This is a genomic window from Enterococcus villorum (assembly GCF_007990225.1).
Lineage (GTDB): Bacteria > Bacillota > Bacilli > Lactobacillales > Enterococcaceae > Enterococcus_B > Enterococcus_B villorum.
Genome location: NZ_BJWF01000013.1, coordinates 50,946 through 68,027, shown reverse-complemented (window position 1 = coordinate 68,027; position 17,082 = coordinate 50,946). Strand labels below are relative to the sequence as shown.

The following is a 17,082-nucleotide window of genomic DNA, read 5'->3' as shown; positions in this document are numbered from 1 at the left end:
GCAGATCAGCCTTCTCACAACCTTACCCACGGTGTTCGAAGGCTTGCATCTGCGGCAATAAGCCCAAACAGAGGAAAAATATAAGAAGCTATTTTTCTCTGTTCGTTCTTATTGCTTGATGCAGATCAGCCTTCTCACAACCTTTTTCACAACCTTTTTTTCAATTATACTTTTTCAAATAGGCCGCGGCTAATCATGCCGTCCATTAAGAAATAGAATTTTTCTTGGCTCATTTTTTGTTTGTCATCTTTAAAAATATTGACGGCTTTTAAGCCATTGGCTGTCGTAATGGACATTTTTAGTGTTTGGATGTCTTTTGAAACAGTGATTTTTAATTTAAATCCTTCTTTACTTTGAGGGGTTGCGTCTAAAGGACGGATTAATTGATAATTTCCCCCATTTGTTTCTGTGAACCCATTGTCTCTAAGTGTGTAACGTTTAGCGTCTGGGTGTAGACGATATTTTGTGTTTGCTCCTAATACTGTAGCTGTTTTTTCAAATGCCATAATTTTCACCTCTGTAAATTTGATTGCTTCTTTTATTATAAAAGTTTCTTTCAATATTTACTAGGCTTTTTCCCACTTAGATTGATTGAAGTAAAATATCAAGGAAATGTTTGATTTCTTCTTTTGTGTTCCCATAACCGAAACTGATGCGAATGGATTCTTTTAAAATCGGTGTCTCTTTCCCATACATGGCTTCTAACACGTGAGAAGGTTCAATATTTCCTGCGGTACATGCTGAACCAGTGGAAATCGCAAGGCCATTTAAGTCCAACTTCATTAAAAGCAAATCATTCATAACACCTGGGAGGCGAAGATTTAAAACATGAGGTAACTTATTCTTTAAATCTCCGTTGACTTGATAAGCGATGCCTTCTTTATCCAAGGTACCTAAAATCAACTGTTGAAATTCTTCATATTTTTTATTTCTTGCTTGTCGTTCTTCGGCAGTTAAAATACTGACTGCTTGAGCCATTCCCCAAATTCCTGCAAGATTTTCGGTACCGGCACGACGTTTTTCTTCTTGTTCTCCTCCTATGAGTAAAGAAGGAAGGGTAATCCCATCTTTTTTATATAAGAAACCTACGCCTTTAGGTCCATTAATTTTATGCGCAGAAACGCTGAGTAAATCAATCCCTAACTCGTTCGGATGAATGGGTTGATTCCCGTAAGCTTGGACGGCATCTGTGTGGAAATAAGCAGTATGGTTACGCAAGCGTTCCCCAATTTCTTTGATTGGCATTAAATTCCCAATTTCATTGTTTCCAAACATGATGGAAACTAGAATGGTTTTCTCGTTTAAAGCTTCTTCAAAATCTTCTAAAGAAATATGACCTTTTTCATCCACTGGTAAGTAGGTCACTTCAAACCCTTTTGTCTCCAAAAATTTCATCGTATTCAATACAGCTGGATGTTCAATAGCTGTCGTGATCAAATGATTGCCTGCTTTTTTACGTGAAAAGGCAGTTTCAAGGATTGCAGTGTTGTCACCTTCTGTTCCACCACTATTAAAAATGATTTCATGATCATTGACTTGTAAACTATCGGCAATGATGTGTCTTGCCGTTTCTAACTTTTCATGGGCAATTCTTCCAAAGCCATGGATACTCGAAGGATTCCCAAAGGTTTCTTGCATCATCTTGGTCATTTCTTGAATGACAAAAGGGTGCATTGGCGTAGTTGCTGCATGATCCAAATAGATTTTTTCCAACTTCTTTTCATCCCTTCTAAATAGAACTAGGCACATTCTAGCATAATTTAGCGAAGTTACCAAAGAAACACTCACTATCAGCTCTCCTTTACCGTTCGTATAAAAATAAATTCGTTCGACAATCATGTGATTTTCCATGATTAGCGAACGAATCTTATTTAATGAACGATAAAAAGGCAATTAATCAAATGCTTTTTCTTCTAAACGAAACAATGGACTCATTGGGGTATTTTCGTGAATTCTCTTGACTGCTTCGCCTAACAGTTCAGAACAAGTAACAATCGTTAAATTTTCTGGATGACGTTCTGGTTTCGTATACACAGAATCAGTGATGCAAATATCCTTAATTGGCGCATCATCTAAAATTTGTTTGGCTGGGAAAGATAACAAACCATGAGAAGCACAAGCATACACGTCTTTTGCCCCATTTTCTTTTAAGACATTCGCTGCTCGAGCAAGCGTGGCACCAGTATTTAAAATATCATCAACCATGATACATGTTTTTCCTGCGACATCACCAATCACATACCCGCTATTTTCATCTGCATCATCTGAGTGGTCCACAATCGCAAGTGTACTGTTTAAATACTCAGAAAGACTGCGTGCTCGTTGCACCCCGCTGTTTTTTGGTGAAACAACGACGATATCATCACCGACTAAGCCAAGTTGTCGATAATAGTGAGCAAATAATGGCATTGTAAATAGATTGTCTACAGGGATATCAAAGAATCCTTGCACTTGGACGGTGTGTAAATCCAGCGTCAACACACGAGTTGCTCCAGCTTCTTGAATCAAGTTCGCAATTAGTTTTGCTGTAATTGGTTCATGTGGTTTAGCTGTTCGGTCTTGTCTAGCATAACCGTAGTAAGGTAAAACAACGTTGATCGTTTTTGCACTTGCACGTTTCATCGCATCAATCATGATCAATAACTCCATGTAATAATCATTTACCGGTTGGTTCGTTGACTGCACGATATAGATGTGATCTCCCCGAACACTTTCTTCAATATTAATGGAAATTTCTCCGTCACTAAATTGTTTGACCACACTTTTTCCTAGCTCTGTTCCAAAAACCTTTGCGATTTTTTCTGCTAATGGGCGATTCCCATTTAAACTAAAGATTTTCAACGTGTCATCCTGATACTTTTTACTCATGTTGTCCTCCCTAATGTTCTCTCTTCTTCGATAGTTTAACATATTTTTTCAAGTTTTTCTGTCCATTTCTGTAAATAATTTTTATGGAAGTGAGACGGTACCATTACACCATTTTGCAGGAATCGTTCGTTCATAATTCCCCCAATTATCATGGACTTTATAAAAACGTTCTCCAGATGACGATTCATAATAAGCGTATGCTGTGACCCAATGATTGCCATACGGACTTCCTAACACTTTCAAAACACCCAAAATCACTGGTTTTCCTTGGCGAATACGTTTCGTGGCTCGTTGCCAGGATCCTGCGACAGTACTTCTAGCTGAACATGGGTAGTCATTCTCTTTTAAAAATTTTGTTATCCCGTGGCTCACTTGTAAAGGAACAGTCGGCAATCCTAAAGGCTGAATCGTTTTTCTTAAAGCATCTCGTAATTTTTCTGATTCTTTTGACCCTTTTGTTCGTAATTTTGGTGGAATCATTCGTTCATTTTGAAAATCTTGATAATAAGCCAGTAGCACCATTGCCGCATACGTCCCGCAAAGATAGCCAGCAGGTGTACGCCAATTTTTGTAGGTTAAAAAACGCTTTTCAGGTAATCCTACCCAACAATCGAGTAGTTCTTGCCCATTTTTCTTTGGTTTAATCAACGAAGCGCCATCTTTAATGTCTAAAAATCTAAGAAGCCGATTGACTTCTTCTGCTGTCTTTACAATTTGATAAGATTCAATTGCTTCTTGATAAGATTGAGCTGCTGGTCCATACTCGACTGGTTGCTTTTTTTGATCAATAATAAGATAACTTTCGTCTTCAAAGATTAGCGCATAGACTGACTTTTCTTCTTTCGTCATTAACTGTTCCACGGCATTTAATCGTTTCTTGTGATCATCAATCGTTAAATACAACCATTTTTCTACTGTCTGTTTCAAAAATCATCCACCTCCGTCTTTTTTATTATAAGGGAAATAATGATAAAAACAAATCAGATAGACTAGTCCATACACCTTGTTTTCTCTCTCCAAGCAATAATTGGTGCTTCCTCGTTCTATTTGTTTATTCAGCGTTTTTGTATGATAATAAAAGCATTAGATAAAAAGGAGCGAGATGTGAATGAACAAAGAACGTTTAAAACAAGACTTTTTTGAAGCGGTGAATGAAGATTGGCTGAAAACGGCAAAAATTCCTGCTGACAAGCCAGCAACAGGCGGTTTTCAGGATTTAGTTGACGGGATTGACGATCTTTTAATGAAAGATATTGACCGAATGCTGGCAGATCCTTCAATCGTCCAGTCAGACATGATGCTTCACTTTCTTCATTTTTATCAATTGGCCAACGACTACGATAGCAGAAACCAATTAGCAGAAAAACCGTTGCTTCCTTTACTTGAACAGATTGAAAAAATAACATCTTTTGAAGAATTAAATCAACAATTCCCAGAATGGACGTTGGATAGTTTACCGTTACCATTTAGCTTAGATGTTGATGCAGATATGAAAAATGCGCAAACTAATGCGTTATTTGCTTATCCTCCTTCTTTATTTTTGCCAGATAAAACTTACTATTCTTCTGAACATCCAAACGGAGCGCAATTATTAAATATCTTCTTTGATATGATGGTTCAACTCGTTCAACTTGCTGGAAAAGATAAAAATCAAGCCGAAGCAATTGTAGAACAAGCCATCCAATTCGATAAATTAGTGGCACCACACGTAAAAAGTGCAGAAGAAAAAGCAGATTACAGCAAAATGTATAATCCGCAAGATTTTGATACATTTATTGCACACACCAATCAACTGGATTTAAAAAAACTGGTGACTGGCTTAATCGGCACCATCCCTGACAAAGTAATCGTGACGGATCCGGTTTATTTTGAACAGTTGAGTGAAATTTTAACGACAGATCATTTTCAATTATTCAAAAGTTGGATGATTGTTCGAACCATTCGTTCGTTAAGTGGTTATCTATCAGAAGAATTTAGACAAGTGAGCGGTATTTTCTCTCGTACCCTTTCTGGAACAGATGAAGCGATGCCACCGAAAAAAGCAGCCTATTATTTAGCTACTGGACAATTTGATCAAGTGATTGGTGATTATTACGGTAAAACATATTTTGGCGAAGTAGCGAAAAAAGACGTGGAACAAATGATTCAAAAGATGATTCTTGTTTACAAAAAACGCTTAGAAGAAAATAACTGGTTAAGTGATGCTACAAGAAAAAAAGCCATCATTAAACTAGACAAATTAGGCGTACAAGTCGGTTACCCAGAGAAAATCCCGACTTTATTCCAACAGTATAAAACGATCCCCAAAGAAGAAGGTGGCACTTTACTTTCCAATGCTCTGACATTTAGTAAAGTGGCTTTAAAAGATCGCTTTGCTCGCTGGAATAAACCTGTCGATCGCACAGAATGGGAAATGAGTGCAGATACAGTGAATGCCTATTACCATCCTTTCAGGAATATTATTGTTTTCCCCGCGGCTATTTTACAAGCACCATTTTATAGTCTGGAACAATCTAGTTCAGCCAACTTCGGCGGTATCGGTGCGGTCATTGCGCATGAAATTTCCCATGCATTTGATAATAATGGCGCTTTATTTGATGAATATGGTAATTTAAATAACTGGTGGACTGAAGAAGATCTCGCACATTTCCAAGAAAAAGCCCAAGCTATGATCGAAGAATTTGACGGCTTGCCATTTGCAGATGGAAAAGTCAACGGTAAACTCACTGTTTCTGAAAATATTGCAGACGCCGGTGGCTTAAGTTGCGCATTAGAAGCAGCCAAAACCGAACAAGAACATTCATTAGAAGAATTTTTTATCAGCTGGGCAACCATCTGGCGTACCAAAGCAAAAAAAGAATACCAACAATTGCTATTACAAATCGATGTCCACGCTCCTGCTAAATTGCGAGCAAATATTCAACCACAAAATTTAGTCGAATTCTACGAAACCTTTGCAATCACAGAAAAAGACGCCATGTATCTCCCACCCGAAAAACGTGTGCATATTTGGTAAGGTTGTGAAAAGAGCGCCTTGTCCTGAGTAATAAGGATGAAAATCTCGAAATAGCTCCTCATATTTTGAGATTTTTTGACTTATTACCGAAGGACAGCTCTTTGAACACCGTGGATAGAGGTTATGAAAAGCATGTTCTGCTTCAAGAATTAAGAACGAAAATGTGAAAATAGCTTTTCATATTTTTGCATTTTCGGGCTTAATTCCGCAGAAGCAATGCTTTGAATACCGTGGGTAAGGTTGTGACAGAAGCGGTCAGCTCCGAGCAAATAAGAAATGATTTTCTAAAATAGCTCTTCATAATATTACTCTTTCTATTTGGGAAGCTCTTTAAACGACTGAATCTCTTGCAAGAAACGCAGTATCAAAAAAAAAGCCAAAACAGTAAGAACCATCAAATTTTTACTGTTTTGACTTTTTTATTTACGCTCATTTTATTAATTATCTCAATCCACGGTCTCAGACAAATTCATGTCCTCTATAAAATAAGAGCTAGGGCTTCCTTCGTTCCCTTTACTTAACAATCGTTGCCCCTAGTGCTGTTTTAAAATGTTTTAGTGCCCATTCATGGCCAATTGGATCAAAACTGGCAACAGCTGTTTCATAAATGAATAATTGATACCCTAAATTATAAGCATCAATCGCCGTATGCAAAACACAAATATCAGTACAAACACCGACTAAATGCAGTTCATTGATTCCTCTTTCACGTAAGCGAATATCTAAGTCTGTCCCACTAAAAGCAGAATAATGGCGTTTATCGATCCAATAAACATTTGCTTGATTTTTCACTTTTTCATAGACACTTTGCAATGAACCATAAAGGTTGCGACCACTCGTTCCAATCACATTATGTGCTGGAAATAGTTTGTTTTCTGGATGAAAGTTGTCGGTCGGATCATGAGCATCAATCGCAAAGACGACAAATTCAATCTCTTTGATAAATTGATTGGTTATATTACTTAGCGCTGTTTCAATTGCTTGTCCTGCTTTACCTGTCGTTAATTTTCCATCATCTGCTACAAAATCATAGGTGTAATCGATTGAAATCAGTGCTTTCATGTCATAAGCTCCTTATACTAGATGTTTAACAAATTCAATCACCATTTCTGCTGAACGTTTCCCTGCATCTTCGATAAATTCATCAAAACTTTGTGTGGCTGAATGGTCAGCCGTGTCGCTCATTGCTCGGACAATCAAGAAAGGAATATTAAATTGACGTGCCGTTTGTCCGACTGCTGCACCTTCCATTTCACAAGCAAGTGCTTCTGGAAAATTGGTTAAGATTTCTTTTACCTTAGCTGGCGAATCAACAAAGGTGTCTCCTGTAACAATCAATCCCTCTTTCACATTCAAATGAGTTGCTTGTGCCGCTTTTGCCATTTCAGACCGAAGATAAGAGCTTGCTTCATAATAAAGTGGCATGCCTGGAATTTGTCCTGGCTTATAGCCAAAACCGGTCGCATCTGCATCAAAGTACGCCACTTTATCAGAAATCACGATATCTCCAACTTGTAACCCTTGACCAATTCCACCAGCAGAACCGGTGTTAATCACCATATTTACACCGTATTGTTGGATCAATAAACTCGTGGTTACCGAAGCCAAAACTTTACCGATTCCTGAGCGAACAACGATAACTTCATGTCTTCCTAATGAACCTGAAATAAACAATGCGCCCGCACGTTCCCACGATAAAGGTTCACTTAGATTTTTTCTTAAAATTTTGATTTCTTCTTCCATTGCACCAATAATACCGATTTTCATTGTTTTTTCCTTCTTTCTATATAAATGCGACTGCTAGAAATACCACACACAATAATAGAATAACAATAATCAGTGATTTCATCAAAAATGAATTCCATTTTGTTGTTTTTTCACGTTCACTTATTCTTGTTTTTGTGATCGGTTTGTTTCTTTTATGTTCTTTTCGATAAAAACTAGCAATTTTCTTTTCTTCTTGCTGATACGCAGCCTCTGCTTTTCTTTGCTTTTTTAGTGATTCTTGGGCATTTTTTTGTTGCCTTTTACGCAATTCACTTCTCGTAATCAGCGGTCCTTTGGTCATCAACTGATCCCTCTACTTTCCTTTAATCAATAATTCCCAATACTGAATAGCATAAATAGTTTTAGCATCACAAATCAGTTGATCTATGATGGCTTGTTTTGCTTCTTCAAAGGTCAAGGCGTATAATTCCAATACCTCATCTTCATCTTGGGCAAGTGGATTTGCCACTTGTTTTAAATGAGTAGCATGATAAATATGCATGATTTCATTGGCAAAACCTGGAGAAAGATACATGGATGTCAAATGTTGCAACTTTTCTGCACGGTAACCTGTTTCTTCTTCCAGTTCTCTTGCGGCTGTTCTTTCTGGGGTCTGACTTTCCCCTGGATCAATTTTCCCCGCTGGAATTTCCAAGATTACTTTTTCTAATGGCTTTCGAAATTGTTTGACCAACAATAAACGATCTTGCTCATCAAATGCAATAATTCCTACGCCACCTGGATGAAAAACCAATTCACGTTTTGCATGATTGCCATCAGGTAATTGGACATCATCTAAGGCAACATCAATAATTGCACCATGATAGATTTCTTTTCGTTTGATCGTTTTTTCTTCAAATTGTTCATATTCAAGCATGGCTCTCCCGCTTTCTTTGTCATAATAACTGCTTTTGTTTTACTTTTCAATTTTTCATGAATATTTATTTTAGTTTACCATAGTAAACCTTAGAAATTCTCTAAATCTTGAAAATCCTTCTTTAGTCCGATACTATTTCTTAGGTCGAGTGTGCTAAAATAAGGATGGACATGAGGAACAAATGCTTGATTACTTAAAATGTAGGAATATACTTGGAGGGCTTATTATGCGAAAACTAAATTGGCGATGGATCATTGGTTTCATACTTGTGTTTCTGTTGATTCGTCAGGGTCATTTTTCTTTGGTAACCTTGATTCTCATCGTTGGAGCAGTCTTAGTGATTTGGGGATTATTGGGTGCTGGTAAGAAAAAATCAGTAAAAACAGAGATGCCAGAACTATCTAATGAACTGGAGTCTCATTACGCCAAAAGCGGTATGACAGCTAGTGAAATCACTTTTTTTAGACAAACGATGAATCAGACGAAATTAGAAATTGAACAATTACAACAAAATATGCAACAAACCGCAAAATTAAAAGCTGTTGATCTTCGACATGATACGGTGAAAGCGGCAAAAGCTCTGTTCAAAGCATTAGTAAAAGAACCGAATCGTTTACATGAGGCCAGCCAATTCCTGTATACTCATTTACCGAATTTAGTCGACTTGACAAATAAATACATTGAGATCAATGATCATGAAATCAAAAATAAACAAACATATGAAAAATTAGAAGAAAGTGCCCAAATCATTGATCAACTGGCCCATTTAATTGCACAAGATTACCAACAATTCGTAGCAGACGATTTAGATGATTTAGATGTAGAGATATCAGTTGCGAAACAAAGCTTAAAACGTGATAATGAGTATGACGAGAATCAAAAAGAAGGGTAGTCATAAGTAGACTCTTAAAGGGGTGTTCCGTTACTAAGACACTCCTTTTGTTTATTCTTTTTTGCGAATGCTTTGTAAACGTCCAAACAAATTTTTCAAAAGACTAGTGAAACAAGAACGTACCTTATTGGAACACAAGGAGGCATTTTTAATGGAAAACAAACCAAAAGAAGTAACACCTGTAAATGACACGCTAAATGATTTGCTGAATAATCCTTTCTCTACGCCGACAGATAAATTAACACAGACGCAACAATCTGAGATCAATGCCTTGCAAGAACAGCAAACAGCTACCCGTTTGATCGACAAATTACCTGTAGAAAGACAAGAACAAGCGAAAGAATTGGCCGCTAAAATTGATACAACCGATGCACAGTCTGTCATCAGTTACGGCTCTGCAGCTCAAACAAAACTAAGTGAGTTTTCCCAATCAATGTTGAACCACGTACAAGCGCAAGACATCGGTCCAGTTGGTGATTCATTGACTGAATTGATGTATCGCCTTCAAGAAGCCAACCCTGACGAATTACGTGCAGGCGAAGGCAATATTTTTCAGCGTATGTTTGGAAAAGTCAAACAGTCAATCTATGAAGTAACAGCAAAATATCAAAAAATAGGCGCACAAATTGATAAAATTTCTGTCAAACTAGAAAAAGAAAAAGATGGTTTACTAAAAGACAACTTGATGTTAGAACAACTCTATCAAAAAAATAAAGACTATTTTGATGCATTGAATATTTATATTGCTGCAGGTGAATTAAAAATGGAAGAATTGCAAACAAAGATCATCCCTGAAGCAATGAAAAAAGCCGAAGAAACTGGTGATCAAATGGATGTCCAAATTGCAAATGATTATACGCAATTTCTTGATCGTCTCGACAAACGAACGCATGATTTACGTTTAGCAAGACAGATCACGATCCAACAAGCACCACAAATTCGTTTAATTCAAAATACCAATCAAGCCTTAGCAGAAAAAATCCAAGCATCCATTACAACGGCTATTCCATTATGGAAAAATCAAGTTGTCATTGCCTTGACATTACTTCGTCAAAAAGATGCGGTTACCGCTCAACGACAAGTATCAGAAACCACTAATGATTTATTGAAGAAAAATTCAGAAATGCTTAAAATTTCTGCGATTGAAACAGCCAAAGAAAACGAACGAGGAATCGTTGATATCGAAACCTTACAAACCACACAAAATGATTTGATTGAAACGATCCAAGAAACGTTACGTATTCAAAAAGAAGGAAAAGAAAAACGTCGTCATGCAGAAGTCGAATTGACTCATATGGAAGATGATTTAAAACAAAAATTGCTGGATTTAACGCAATAACCATTCATCCTTTTAATAAAACAAAAAACTTTCGACGATTAAAAAATCGTATCGAAAGTTTTTTTGTTTTATTGATTCATTTTACTATGTTTATAGCCGTAACCGAAGTAAATAGCTAAACCGATCACCATGACGATACCAAATACAATCCATGTCACCGCTTGTAAGCGTAGCATCAATACTACACAAGTAACAATAGAAATAATCGGTAGTACAGGGACAAACGGTACTTTAAATTCACCTGGCTTTGGTTTACCAAACATTTTTCTTAACTTCAGTAGCCCTAGACTAACTAACACCAGGTAAGTTAAAGCTAAGATATTGGTAATTTCAGCTAGAATATTCAATGGGAAAAATCCAGCAAAGAACAAAGCAGCGACACCTGCAGCATACGTCGCTTTTCTCGGTGTACGATGTTTTTCATCAATTTCTGTCATAAACTTCGGTAAAAGGCCATCTTTACTAACTGCAAACAATAAACGTGCTAAAGAATACATCATAGAAATCGTAACCGTCAAGAGAGTTAAGATAGCTCCAACCGCAATAATGGCTCCAATTGTTCCATGACCAACATAGCGCATGGCAAAAGCCACTGGGTCATTTACTCCTAACTCAGTGAACGGAACAATTCCTGTCAAAATCAACGTCACAACGATATATAACGCAGTTGCAATTAAAATTGACCCAATAATTCCTCTAGGCACATCTTTTTGTGGCTCCTTCACTTCTTCTGCAGCCATCGCCACTGAATCAAAACCTAAAAAGGCAAAGAAGACTAACGCTGCGCCATCTAAGACACCAGAAAAGCCAAAAGGCGTAAATGGTTGCCAATTTTCAGGTTTGACGAAGAAAATACCTACGATAATAAATAATGCAATAATGCCAAATTTTACAAAAACCATCATATTATTCAAGCGTAAGGCTTTTTTAGCTTCTAAAGAAACAATATAAGTCACAAACACAACCACTAGTACAGCAATCAAATCGACATAAGTGCCGTTGTCAGGATTATAGCCACTAGTCAAAGCTTGTGGCAGATTTACTCCAAAGCCTTCTAAGAAACCTTGGACATACCCCGACCAACCAGATGCAACAGACGAAACGGCTAATAAAAATTCACCAATGAGCAACCAACCTGTTAACCAAGCAGCAAATTCACCAAAAACAACGTAAAGATACGCATAAGGTCCACCAATCACCGGCACTCGTGAGGCAAACTCTGCAAAGCTTAACCCCGATAAAATGACAACAATTGCAGCTAAAACAAACGAAAGTGACAGAGCTGGACCAGCATTTTGATTAGCTGCCACCCCTGTCACCACAAATATTCCTGTCCCAATAATTGCGCCAATTCCAAGCATAATTAAATCTGACGTTTTTAAATCTTTCTTCATCCCACTTGACTGATTGAGATTGATTTCTTTCTTACGAAACAAATCCATTGCATTACCTCCGCATTTTAGTTTAAAAAACGGCAATTAAGCCGTTTTCATATACCCTAAAATGATACCACCTAAAATGACTAAAAGGCAACCAACAATAACATAAACAAGTTCTTTTTTTGTTTTCTTTTCTCCTAAAATAAAAATACCACCTAAAGTTGAGATGATAATTCCCATTTGTGATAACGAAAATCCAACAGCCAAACCAAGGGATTTAACAGTCAAGAGCATACATACATTCCCAATTCCCCATAAAAGTCCGCAAATCATATTTTTCCAAACAAATTGATCCACTTTCACTTTACGAAAAGCAAAGAAACTTGCCCCTAAGATCATTCCAATACTTTGTGGTAAGATAATTGACATCGCATCCAAATTGGCCCAGTTAACAATGATCGTATAAACACCGTATCCAATTGTAGAATAAATTAACGCTCTAAATCCTTTACCAAAATCAAGCATTTTATTATCTGTATCTACTTTTCCTTCATCGTCTTGGCGAGCAGTCAAGTAGGCACCGCTAACAAGAAGAGCTAAAGCCATAATACCGTATACATAATCTTTTGTTTGTGTCCATTCATGGAAGAAAACGGCACCCGCAATCGTATTCAAAATTAATTGAAAACCAGTTGACAAAGGTAACCCTACAGAAACACCCATAAATTTCATCCCATGGAATTGTCCATTTTGTCCGACACTCCATGCTAAACCTGATAAAAAGCCAATTAGGAAAATCCAAGGTGTAATGGTTGGACTAACGATAAAAAAGGCAACCAATGAAAAAATAAATGCACCAATCGTCATGCCTAATGTTTGCTGATTGGCATCGCCTCCAATTTTCCCACTTACTAAACCGATACTTCCCCATGCTACCATAGGGATTAATGCTATTAAAATTTCCATAACTAATCTCCTTTTATTTCACATGATAAGAAACTTATCAGCGAAAACGTTCACAACACAAGTAATTTTTTTCGATTCTAACTAATTTCTAACGTTTCTCATTATAGAAATTTAAGATGGGGAAAAATAAAGTGAACGTTGTTCCTTCCCCTTCTACCGATTCAACGGTTAATTGGATGCCTAATTTTGTAGCCAATGACTTTGCCAAGTAAAGACCTAAACCAGTGGCATGTGTTTTGTTCAAACGGCCATTCGTTCCTGTAAAACCTTTATCGAAAATCCGAGCCATATCTTCTTTAGGAATGCCAATCCCAGTGTCTTGAACGGCTAAAGAAACGCCGTGCTGATTTTTTTCGATTGCAATGACGATTTCTTTATGATCTGGTGTATATTTAATAGCATTACTCAGTATTTGTTTAAAAATAAAAGCGACCCATTTCGCATCTGTTAAAATTTTTTGATCCTCACCCACGATTTCGTAGCGAAGATTTTTTTGAATAAAATAATTGGCTTGACTGCGAATAACCGGCTGAATGATACTTTTCAAGTCATACTCCTGAATCAAATAATCTCTTGAAAAACTATCTAAACGGGCATAATAAAGAACTTGCTCGACATATTCATCAATCTTTGACAGTTCATTTTCCAAAAGGATATATTTTTGATCATCAATGTCAAATTCAATGGAACGTAACAAAAGTTCAGTGGCCGCTAAGGGAACCTTGATTTCATGGACCCATGAATCAATGTAATCTTTTTGATCTTGTTGATTGCTAATTGCTTCTTGCATGACATCTTGGTGTTCACGAATCAATTGATTGATGTACTCTTCAATCATTTTTTCTTCCTCTGCATGTGCGCCACTTAAATAATTTTGTAAAGGAGAAGTTTGTTTTAAATTAGCAAGCTTCTCCCACCAGTGACGTTTATTTAAATAATGGACAAGTAAATAAACGAGCAGAAACACACTTTGAATCAGTGCAAGATATCCAATGGTTGACCAATCTACCGTAATATTAGGAGCTAACCACATCACAAAAGCCGTTAGTATGACAAAAAAGAGCCACCCCAAGATCAATGACCATTGATCTTTTAAATATTTAAAGAAATTCATTTTTTGCTTTCATCCTTTCAGGGAACGATATACCCCTGTCCGACTTTTGTTTCAATGTATCCTTCAATACCTGCTTGTTCAATTTTTCGACGCAATCGATTGATATTAACAGTCAATGTATTATCATCTACAAAACGTTCATCATCCCAAAGTGCACGTAACAGCTTCTCACGACTTAAAATTTTTCCATGCTGTTTCATCAAGATAAATAGCAAACGATATTCATTTTTACTTAGATCAATCATCTCACCATTGATTTCCATGCTACCATTGTCAACATTTAAAGTGATCCCATTGTGACTCATTATTTCACTTGATAATTCGCCATAATTATAAGAACGACGAAGTAGAGCATTGATTTTTGCGATTAATACGTCAATTTGAAAAGGTTTGGTCACAAAATCGTCTGCGCCCATATTCATTGCCATAATCATGTCCATATTGGTATTGCGACTAGAAATAAAAATAATTGGTACTTTTGAAACTTCCCGAATTTTTTGACACCAGTAATATCCATCAAATACTGGAAGGTTGATATCTAACAAAACAAGCTGAGGTTCTTCTCTTTCAAAATCTTCTAGTACCTGATTAAAATCAGAAGTTCCAAACGTTTCAAACTTCCATTTCTCTAATTCTTCCATAATAAGTTGGCGAATGATCTCTTCGTCTTCTACGACCATAATTTTTGCCATGTTGTCGTCCTCCCACTTTTTATCTTGCTATTACCATAACAAAGAAGGCTTGACGTGACAAGTAACCATATTTTTTATCCCTTTTCATAAGCATCAGAAAAATACAAACGACAGAAATTTTGATAAAAATACTCTATTTATTTCATTTTTCACTATTTAAATTATAATACAATACGCTAACATAGCTCCCTAAAGTGTAGCCCGTTTAAGACGGTAGCTGAATTTAATATGGAAATAAAACCGTCAATCCTAGCGAAAGATTATGTCGGTTTTATTTTTTGTTGTTCTTGCTAACTGTTAGCATAATGCCAACCAAGCCAATGACAAATGAGCCAAATTGAATCATCCCCAATCAATTGTTTCAGCAACAGACAAAAAATGCTACTCCCTTCGACAAAGTAGGAAAATGCGCATAGGTATCCCCCTTAAGAAGTTACCGTCATAAACTTAATTATGATACCTTTATTACATTACAATATTATAGTCGGATGTCTCTTCTATAAAAAATGACAAAAAGAAATAATGAACTGACCCACAAATGTTGCACAAATAATTGATATTCTGTCACTATGCTTTTAACGTTGTAAATAATGAGGCGGTGTTAGCGCCATTCCTCATTTTCATATTCCTCCTAGCAACACTTCTCAAAAAGTTTCGTGTTTTCCCTATAATAAAATCATTCTATTTTTTGCGATGATTAAAGAAAATAAAAAAAAGCAAGCAGTTTCTTTGTATTTTTTAATAATTAGTAGCAGAATGAAATTGTATTAATTAAAGATTAGGAGGAATTTTAATGTTCAGACACCAAAAAGAATTACAGTTTGAAGCAAAACCAGATCGTCCCAATCCATTAATCGCAAAATATTTACAAGAGCTTATTGGCGGACAATATGGAGAAATGAGTGTAGCTATGCAATACTTATTTCAAGGTTGGAGTTGCCGAGGAGAAGAAAAATACAAAGATATGTTGATGGATATTGCACAGAAGAACTGGGGCATGTCGAAATGTTAGCAACGATGGTTGCACGTTTATTAGAAGATGCACCAGTGGAAGAACAAGAAAAAGCAATGGCAAATGATCCTACAATCGGTGCGATCATTTCTGGGATGAATCCGCAACATGCCATTGTGGCAGGCTTAGGACCACGTCCAGCTGATAGCATGGGAAATCCTTGGAGTGGGGGTTACATCATTGCTAGTGGAAACTTATTAGCTGATTTTCGTGCCAACTTGAATGCAGAATCTCAAGGACGTTTACAAGTGGCTCGTATTTATGAAATGATCGATGATCGAGGAGTCAAAGATTTATTAGCTGTCTTACTAGCTAGAGATAGCTACCATCAAAATTTATGGGCAAGTGCCGTCAAAGAACTAGAAGAAAATGAAGGTTCCATCCTTGTACCAAGCACATTTAATCGTGAAAATGAACGCAAAGATATTGCGTATGACTTCTATAACTTCTCTGAAGGCGATGAAAGCCGTGAAGGTTCTTGGGCAAGTGGTGAAGCGTTAGATGGTGAAGGCGAATACCAATGGTTAGCAGAACCAAAAATTGAAGGGGCAAAACCAACACTGCAACGAGTAACACCAAAAATGTATGGAACACCACCAAGTAAAAAATAAAACATGAAAAAGTGTTTGTGGTCAACCGCCTTGGTGTATTTCGTCACCCAATAAAATGAAAATAATCGACCAACGAGCTAGTTTCTTTCCTACTATTATGAGTAGAAGTAGCTCGTTGGTCGTTTTTTTATTTTGGTTCTTCTCCAAGTGAAACATGACAAGGAAACAAGATCATATTCTCTTTATTTGCACTAATCATTAAGTCATAGAATATGGATAATTTATTTACAAATAGGAAAGTTTATATTTGTTTCGCATCATTGATTTCTTTGTCTTTTTCGGTTTTCATCGCTCAATTTACCTAATCTAAACCAACTAATAAAGAATTTTCACCTTTTTTATTCCTTATATTACATATGACTATTTCTTCATAGGAGATTATTCATGAACTAGCAGTCACCAACTCACTATCATTTATTTTTTATAACAACAAAAAAAAAACTGTTTTTTTCAAAAAAAGAAAAATAAGGTAAGATTTGTACCACAATTATAGTAAAGTAAGAAATAAGTAAGTAAATTGTCTTTTATCCTTATGCTAGTAATTCTAAT

Annotated in this window: 16 protein-coding genes and 1 pseudogene; 4 read left to right on the top strand and 13 right to left on the bottom strand. The window is 36.5% G+C overall.

The genetic code is table 11. From position 1 onward, the window contains the following. Window positions 1–164 precede the first annotated feature (164 nt). The 4 genes from EVI01_RS06780 to EVI01_RS06765 all read right to left on the bottom strand — a co-directional run bounded on the left by EVI01_RS06780 (window position 165) and on the right by EVI01_RS06765 (window position 3,795). Entirely contained in the window at window positions 165–506 is a 342-nt protein-coding gene (locus EVI01_RS06780; RefSeq protein WP_010750398.1) for a DUF1831 domain-containing protein, read from the bottom strand. Window positions 507–582: 76 nt separating this feature from the next. Continuing rightward, window positions 583–1,713, bottom strand: a complete 1,131-nt coding sequence (locus tag EVI01_RS06775; protein WP_025480595.1) for a cysteine desulfurase family protein — start codon at window positions 1,711–1,713, stop codon at window positions 583–585. A 180-nt stretch (window positions 1,714–1,893) separates the two neighbouring features. Continuing rightward, complete coding sequence (locus EVI01_RS06770) at window positions 1,894–2,868, bottom strand: ribose-phosphate diphosphokinase (RefSeq protein ID WP_010750396.1); 975 nt, start codon at window positions 2,866–2,868, stop codon at window positions 1,894–1,896. 81 nt (window positions 2,869–2,949) lie between these two features. Then, complete coding sequence (locus tag EVI01_RS06765; protein ID WP_010750395.1) at window positions 2,950–3,795, bottom strand: hypothetical protein; 846 nt, start codon at window positions 3,793–3,795, stop codon at window positions 2,950–2,952. 181 nt (window positions 3,796–3,976) lie between these two features. On the opposite strand from EVI01_RS06765, the gene EVI01_RS06760 reads away from it, so the two are divergent. Then, window positions 3,977–5,884, top strand: coding sequence for a M13 family metallopeptidase (locus EVI01_RS06760; protein WP_010750394.1), 1,908 nt, complete (start codon window positions 3,977–3,979; stop codon window positions 5,882–5,884). Window positions 5,885–6,397: 513 nt separating this feature from the next. On the opposite strand, the gene EVI01_RS06755 is transcribed toward EVI01_RS06760, so the two are convergent. The 4 genes from EVI01_RS06755 to EVI01_RS06740 are packed head-to-tail and all read right to left on the bottom strand — an operon-like array spanning window position 6,398 to window position 8,528. Next, window positions 6,398–6,946 carry a cysteine hydrolase family protein gene (locus EVI01_RS06755; RefSeq protein WP_010750393.1) on the bottom strand — a complete coding sequence of 183 codons (549 nt, stop codon included), beginning with the start codon at window positions 6,944–6,946 and terminating at the stop codon, window positions 6,398–6,400. A gap of 12 nt (window positions 6,947–6,958) precedes the next feature. Beyond that, window positions 6,959–7,651 (bottom strand): 5'-methylthioadenosine/adenosylhomocysteine nucleosidase, encoded by a 693-nt coding sequence (locus tag EVI01_RS06750; protein WP_010750392.1) that lies wholly within the window; start codon window positions 7,649–7,651, stop codon window positions 6,959–6,961. A gap of 16 nt (window positions 7,652–7,667) precedes the next feature. Next, the gene (gene macP / locus EVI01_RS06745) at window positions 7,668–7,952 is read right to left on the bottom strand and encodes a cell wall synthase accessory phosphoprotein MacP (protein WP_010750391.1); all 285 of its coding nucleotides are present in this window, start codon (window positions 7,950–7,952) and stop codon (window positions 7,668–7,670) included. Between the two features lie 12 nt (window positions 7,953–7,964). Next, window positions 7,965–8,528, bottom strand: a complete 564-nt coding sequence (locus EVI01_RS06740) for an NUDIX hydrolase (protein ID WP_010750390.1) — start codon at window positions 8,526–8,528, stop codon at window positions 7,965–7,967. A gap of 226 nt (window positions 8,529–8,754) precedes the next feature. Between EVI01_RS06740 and EVI01_RS06735 the strand changes: the two genes are divergently transcribed. Both EVI01_RS06735 and EVI01_RS06730 read left to right on the top strand, forming a co-directional pair. Further along, window positions 8,755–9,420, top strand: a complete 666-nt coding sequence (locus tag EVI01_RS06735; protein WP_010750389.1) for a 5-bromo-4-chloroindolyl phosphate hydrolysis family protein — start codon at window positions 8,755–8,757, stop codon at window positions 9,418–9,420. A 151-nt stretch (window positions 9,421–9,571) separates the two neighbouring features. Next, a complete protein-coding gene (locus tag EVI01_RS06730) occupies window positions 9,572–10,759 on the top strand; it encodes a toxic anion resistance protein (protein ID WP_010750388.1) in 1,188 nt (395 codons plus the stop codon). Between the two features lie 68 nt (window positions 10,760–10,827). Here the strand turns inward: EVI01_RS06730 and EVI01_RS06725 are convergent, their stop codons facing one another. From EVI01_RS06725 to EVI01_RS13855, 5 genes are all read right to left on the bottom strand, one after another. Continuing rightward, window positions 10,828–12,201, bottom strand: a complete 1,374-nt coding sequence (locus EVI01_RS06725) for an APC family permease (RefSeq protein ID WP_010750387.1) — start codon at window positions 12,199–12,201, stop codon at window positions 10,828–10,830. Between the two features lie 36 nt (window positions 12,202–12,237). Beyond that, a complete protein-coding gene (locus tag EVI01_RS06720) occupies window positions 12,238–13,104 on the bottom strand; it encodes a GRP family sugar transporter (RefSeq protein WP_010750386.1) in 867 nt (288 codons plus the stop codon). 88 nt (window positions 13,105–13,192) lie between these two features. Beyond that, window positions 13,193–14,218: a two-component system sensor histidine kinase SapS gene (sapS, locus tag EVI01_RS06715; RefSeq protein WP_010750385.1), complete on the bottom strand. Its 1,026-nt coding sequence runs from the start codon at window positions 14,216–14,218 to the stop codon at window positions 13,193–13,195. Between the two features lie 17 nt (window positions 14,219–14,235). Continuing rightward, a complete protein-coding gene (gene sapR, locus EVI01_RS06710) occupies window positions 14,236–14,910 on the bottom strand; it encodes a two-component system response regulator SapR (RefSeq protein WP_010750384.1) in 675 nt (224 codons plus the stop codon). A 271-nt stretch (window positions 14,911–15,181) separates the two neighbouring features. Beyond that, window positions 15,182–15,256, bottom strand: coding sequence for a putative holin-like toxin (locus tag EVI01_RS13855; RefSeq protein WP_222593950.1), 75 nt, complete (start codon window positions 15,254–15,256; stop codon window positions 15,182–15,184). A gap of 447 nt (window positions 15,257–15,703) precedes the next feature. On the opposite strand from EVI01_RS13855, the pseudogene EVI01_RS06705 reads away from it, so the two are divergent. Beyond that, window positions 15,704–16,533 (top strand): annotated as a pseudogene (locus EVI01_RS06705) (manganese catalase). Window positions 16,534–17,082: the final 549 nt, after the last annotated feature.

Coding starts and splice junctions, on each gene's coding strand:
- EVI01_RS06780 (WP_010750398.1), bottom strand. CDS start 506: ATGGCATTTGAAAAAACAGCTACAGTATTAGGAGCAAACACAAAATAT.
- EVI01_RS06770 (WP_010750396.1), bottom strand. CDS start 2,868: ATGAGTAAAAAGTATCAGGATGACACGTTGAAAATCTTTAGTTTAAAT.
- EVI01_RS06760 (WP_010750394.1), top strand. CDS start 3,977: ATGAACAAAGAACGTTTAAAACAAGACTTTTTTGAAGCGGTGAATGAA.
- EVI01_RS06755 (WP_010750393.1), bottom strand. CDS start 6,946: ATGAAAGCACTGATTTCAATCGATTACACCTATGATTTTGTAGCAGAT.
- EVI01_RS06750 (WP_010750392.1), bottom strand. CDS start 7,651: ATGAAAATCGGTATTATTGGTGCAATGGAAGAAGAAATCAAAATTTTA.
- macP (WP_010750391.1), bottom strand. CDS start 7,952: ATGACCAAAGGACCGCTGATTACGAGAAGTGAATTGCGTAAAAGGCAA.
- EVI01_RS06740 (WP_010750390.1), bottom strand. CDS start 8,528: ATGCTTGAATATGAACAATTTGAAGAAAAAACGATCAAACGAAAAGAA.
- EVI01_RS06735 (WP_010750389.1), top strand. CDS start 8,755: ATGCGAAAACTAAATTGGCGATGGATCATTGGTTTCATACTTGTGTTT.
- EVI01_RS06730 (WP_010750388.1), top strand. CDS start 9,572: ATGGAAAACAAACCAAAAGAAGTAACACCTGTAAATGACACGCTAAAT.
- EVI01_RS06725 (WP_010750387.1), bottom strand. CDS start 12,201: ATGGATTTGTTTCGTAAGAAAGAAATCAATCTCAATCAGTCAAGTGGG.
- EVI01_RS06720 (WP_010750386.1), bottom strand. CDS start 13,104: ATGGAAATTTTAATAGCATTAATCCCTATGGTAGCATGGGGAAGTATC.
- sapS (WP_010750385.1), bottom strand. CDS start 14,218: ATGAATTTCTTTAAATATTTAAAAGATCAATGGTCATTGATCTTGGGG.
- sapR (WP_010750384.1), bottom strand. CDS start 14,910: ATGGCAAAAATTATGGTCGTAGAAGACGAAGAGATCATTCGCCAACTT.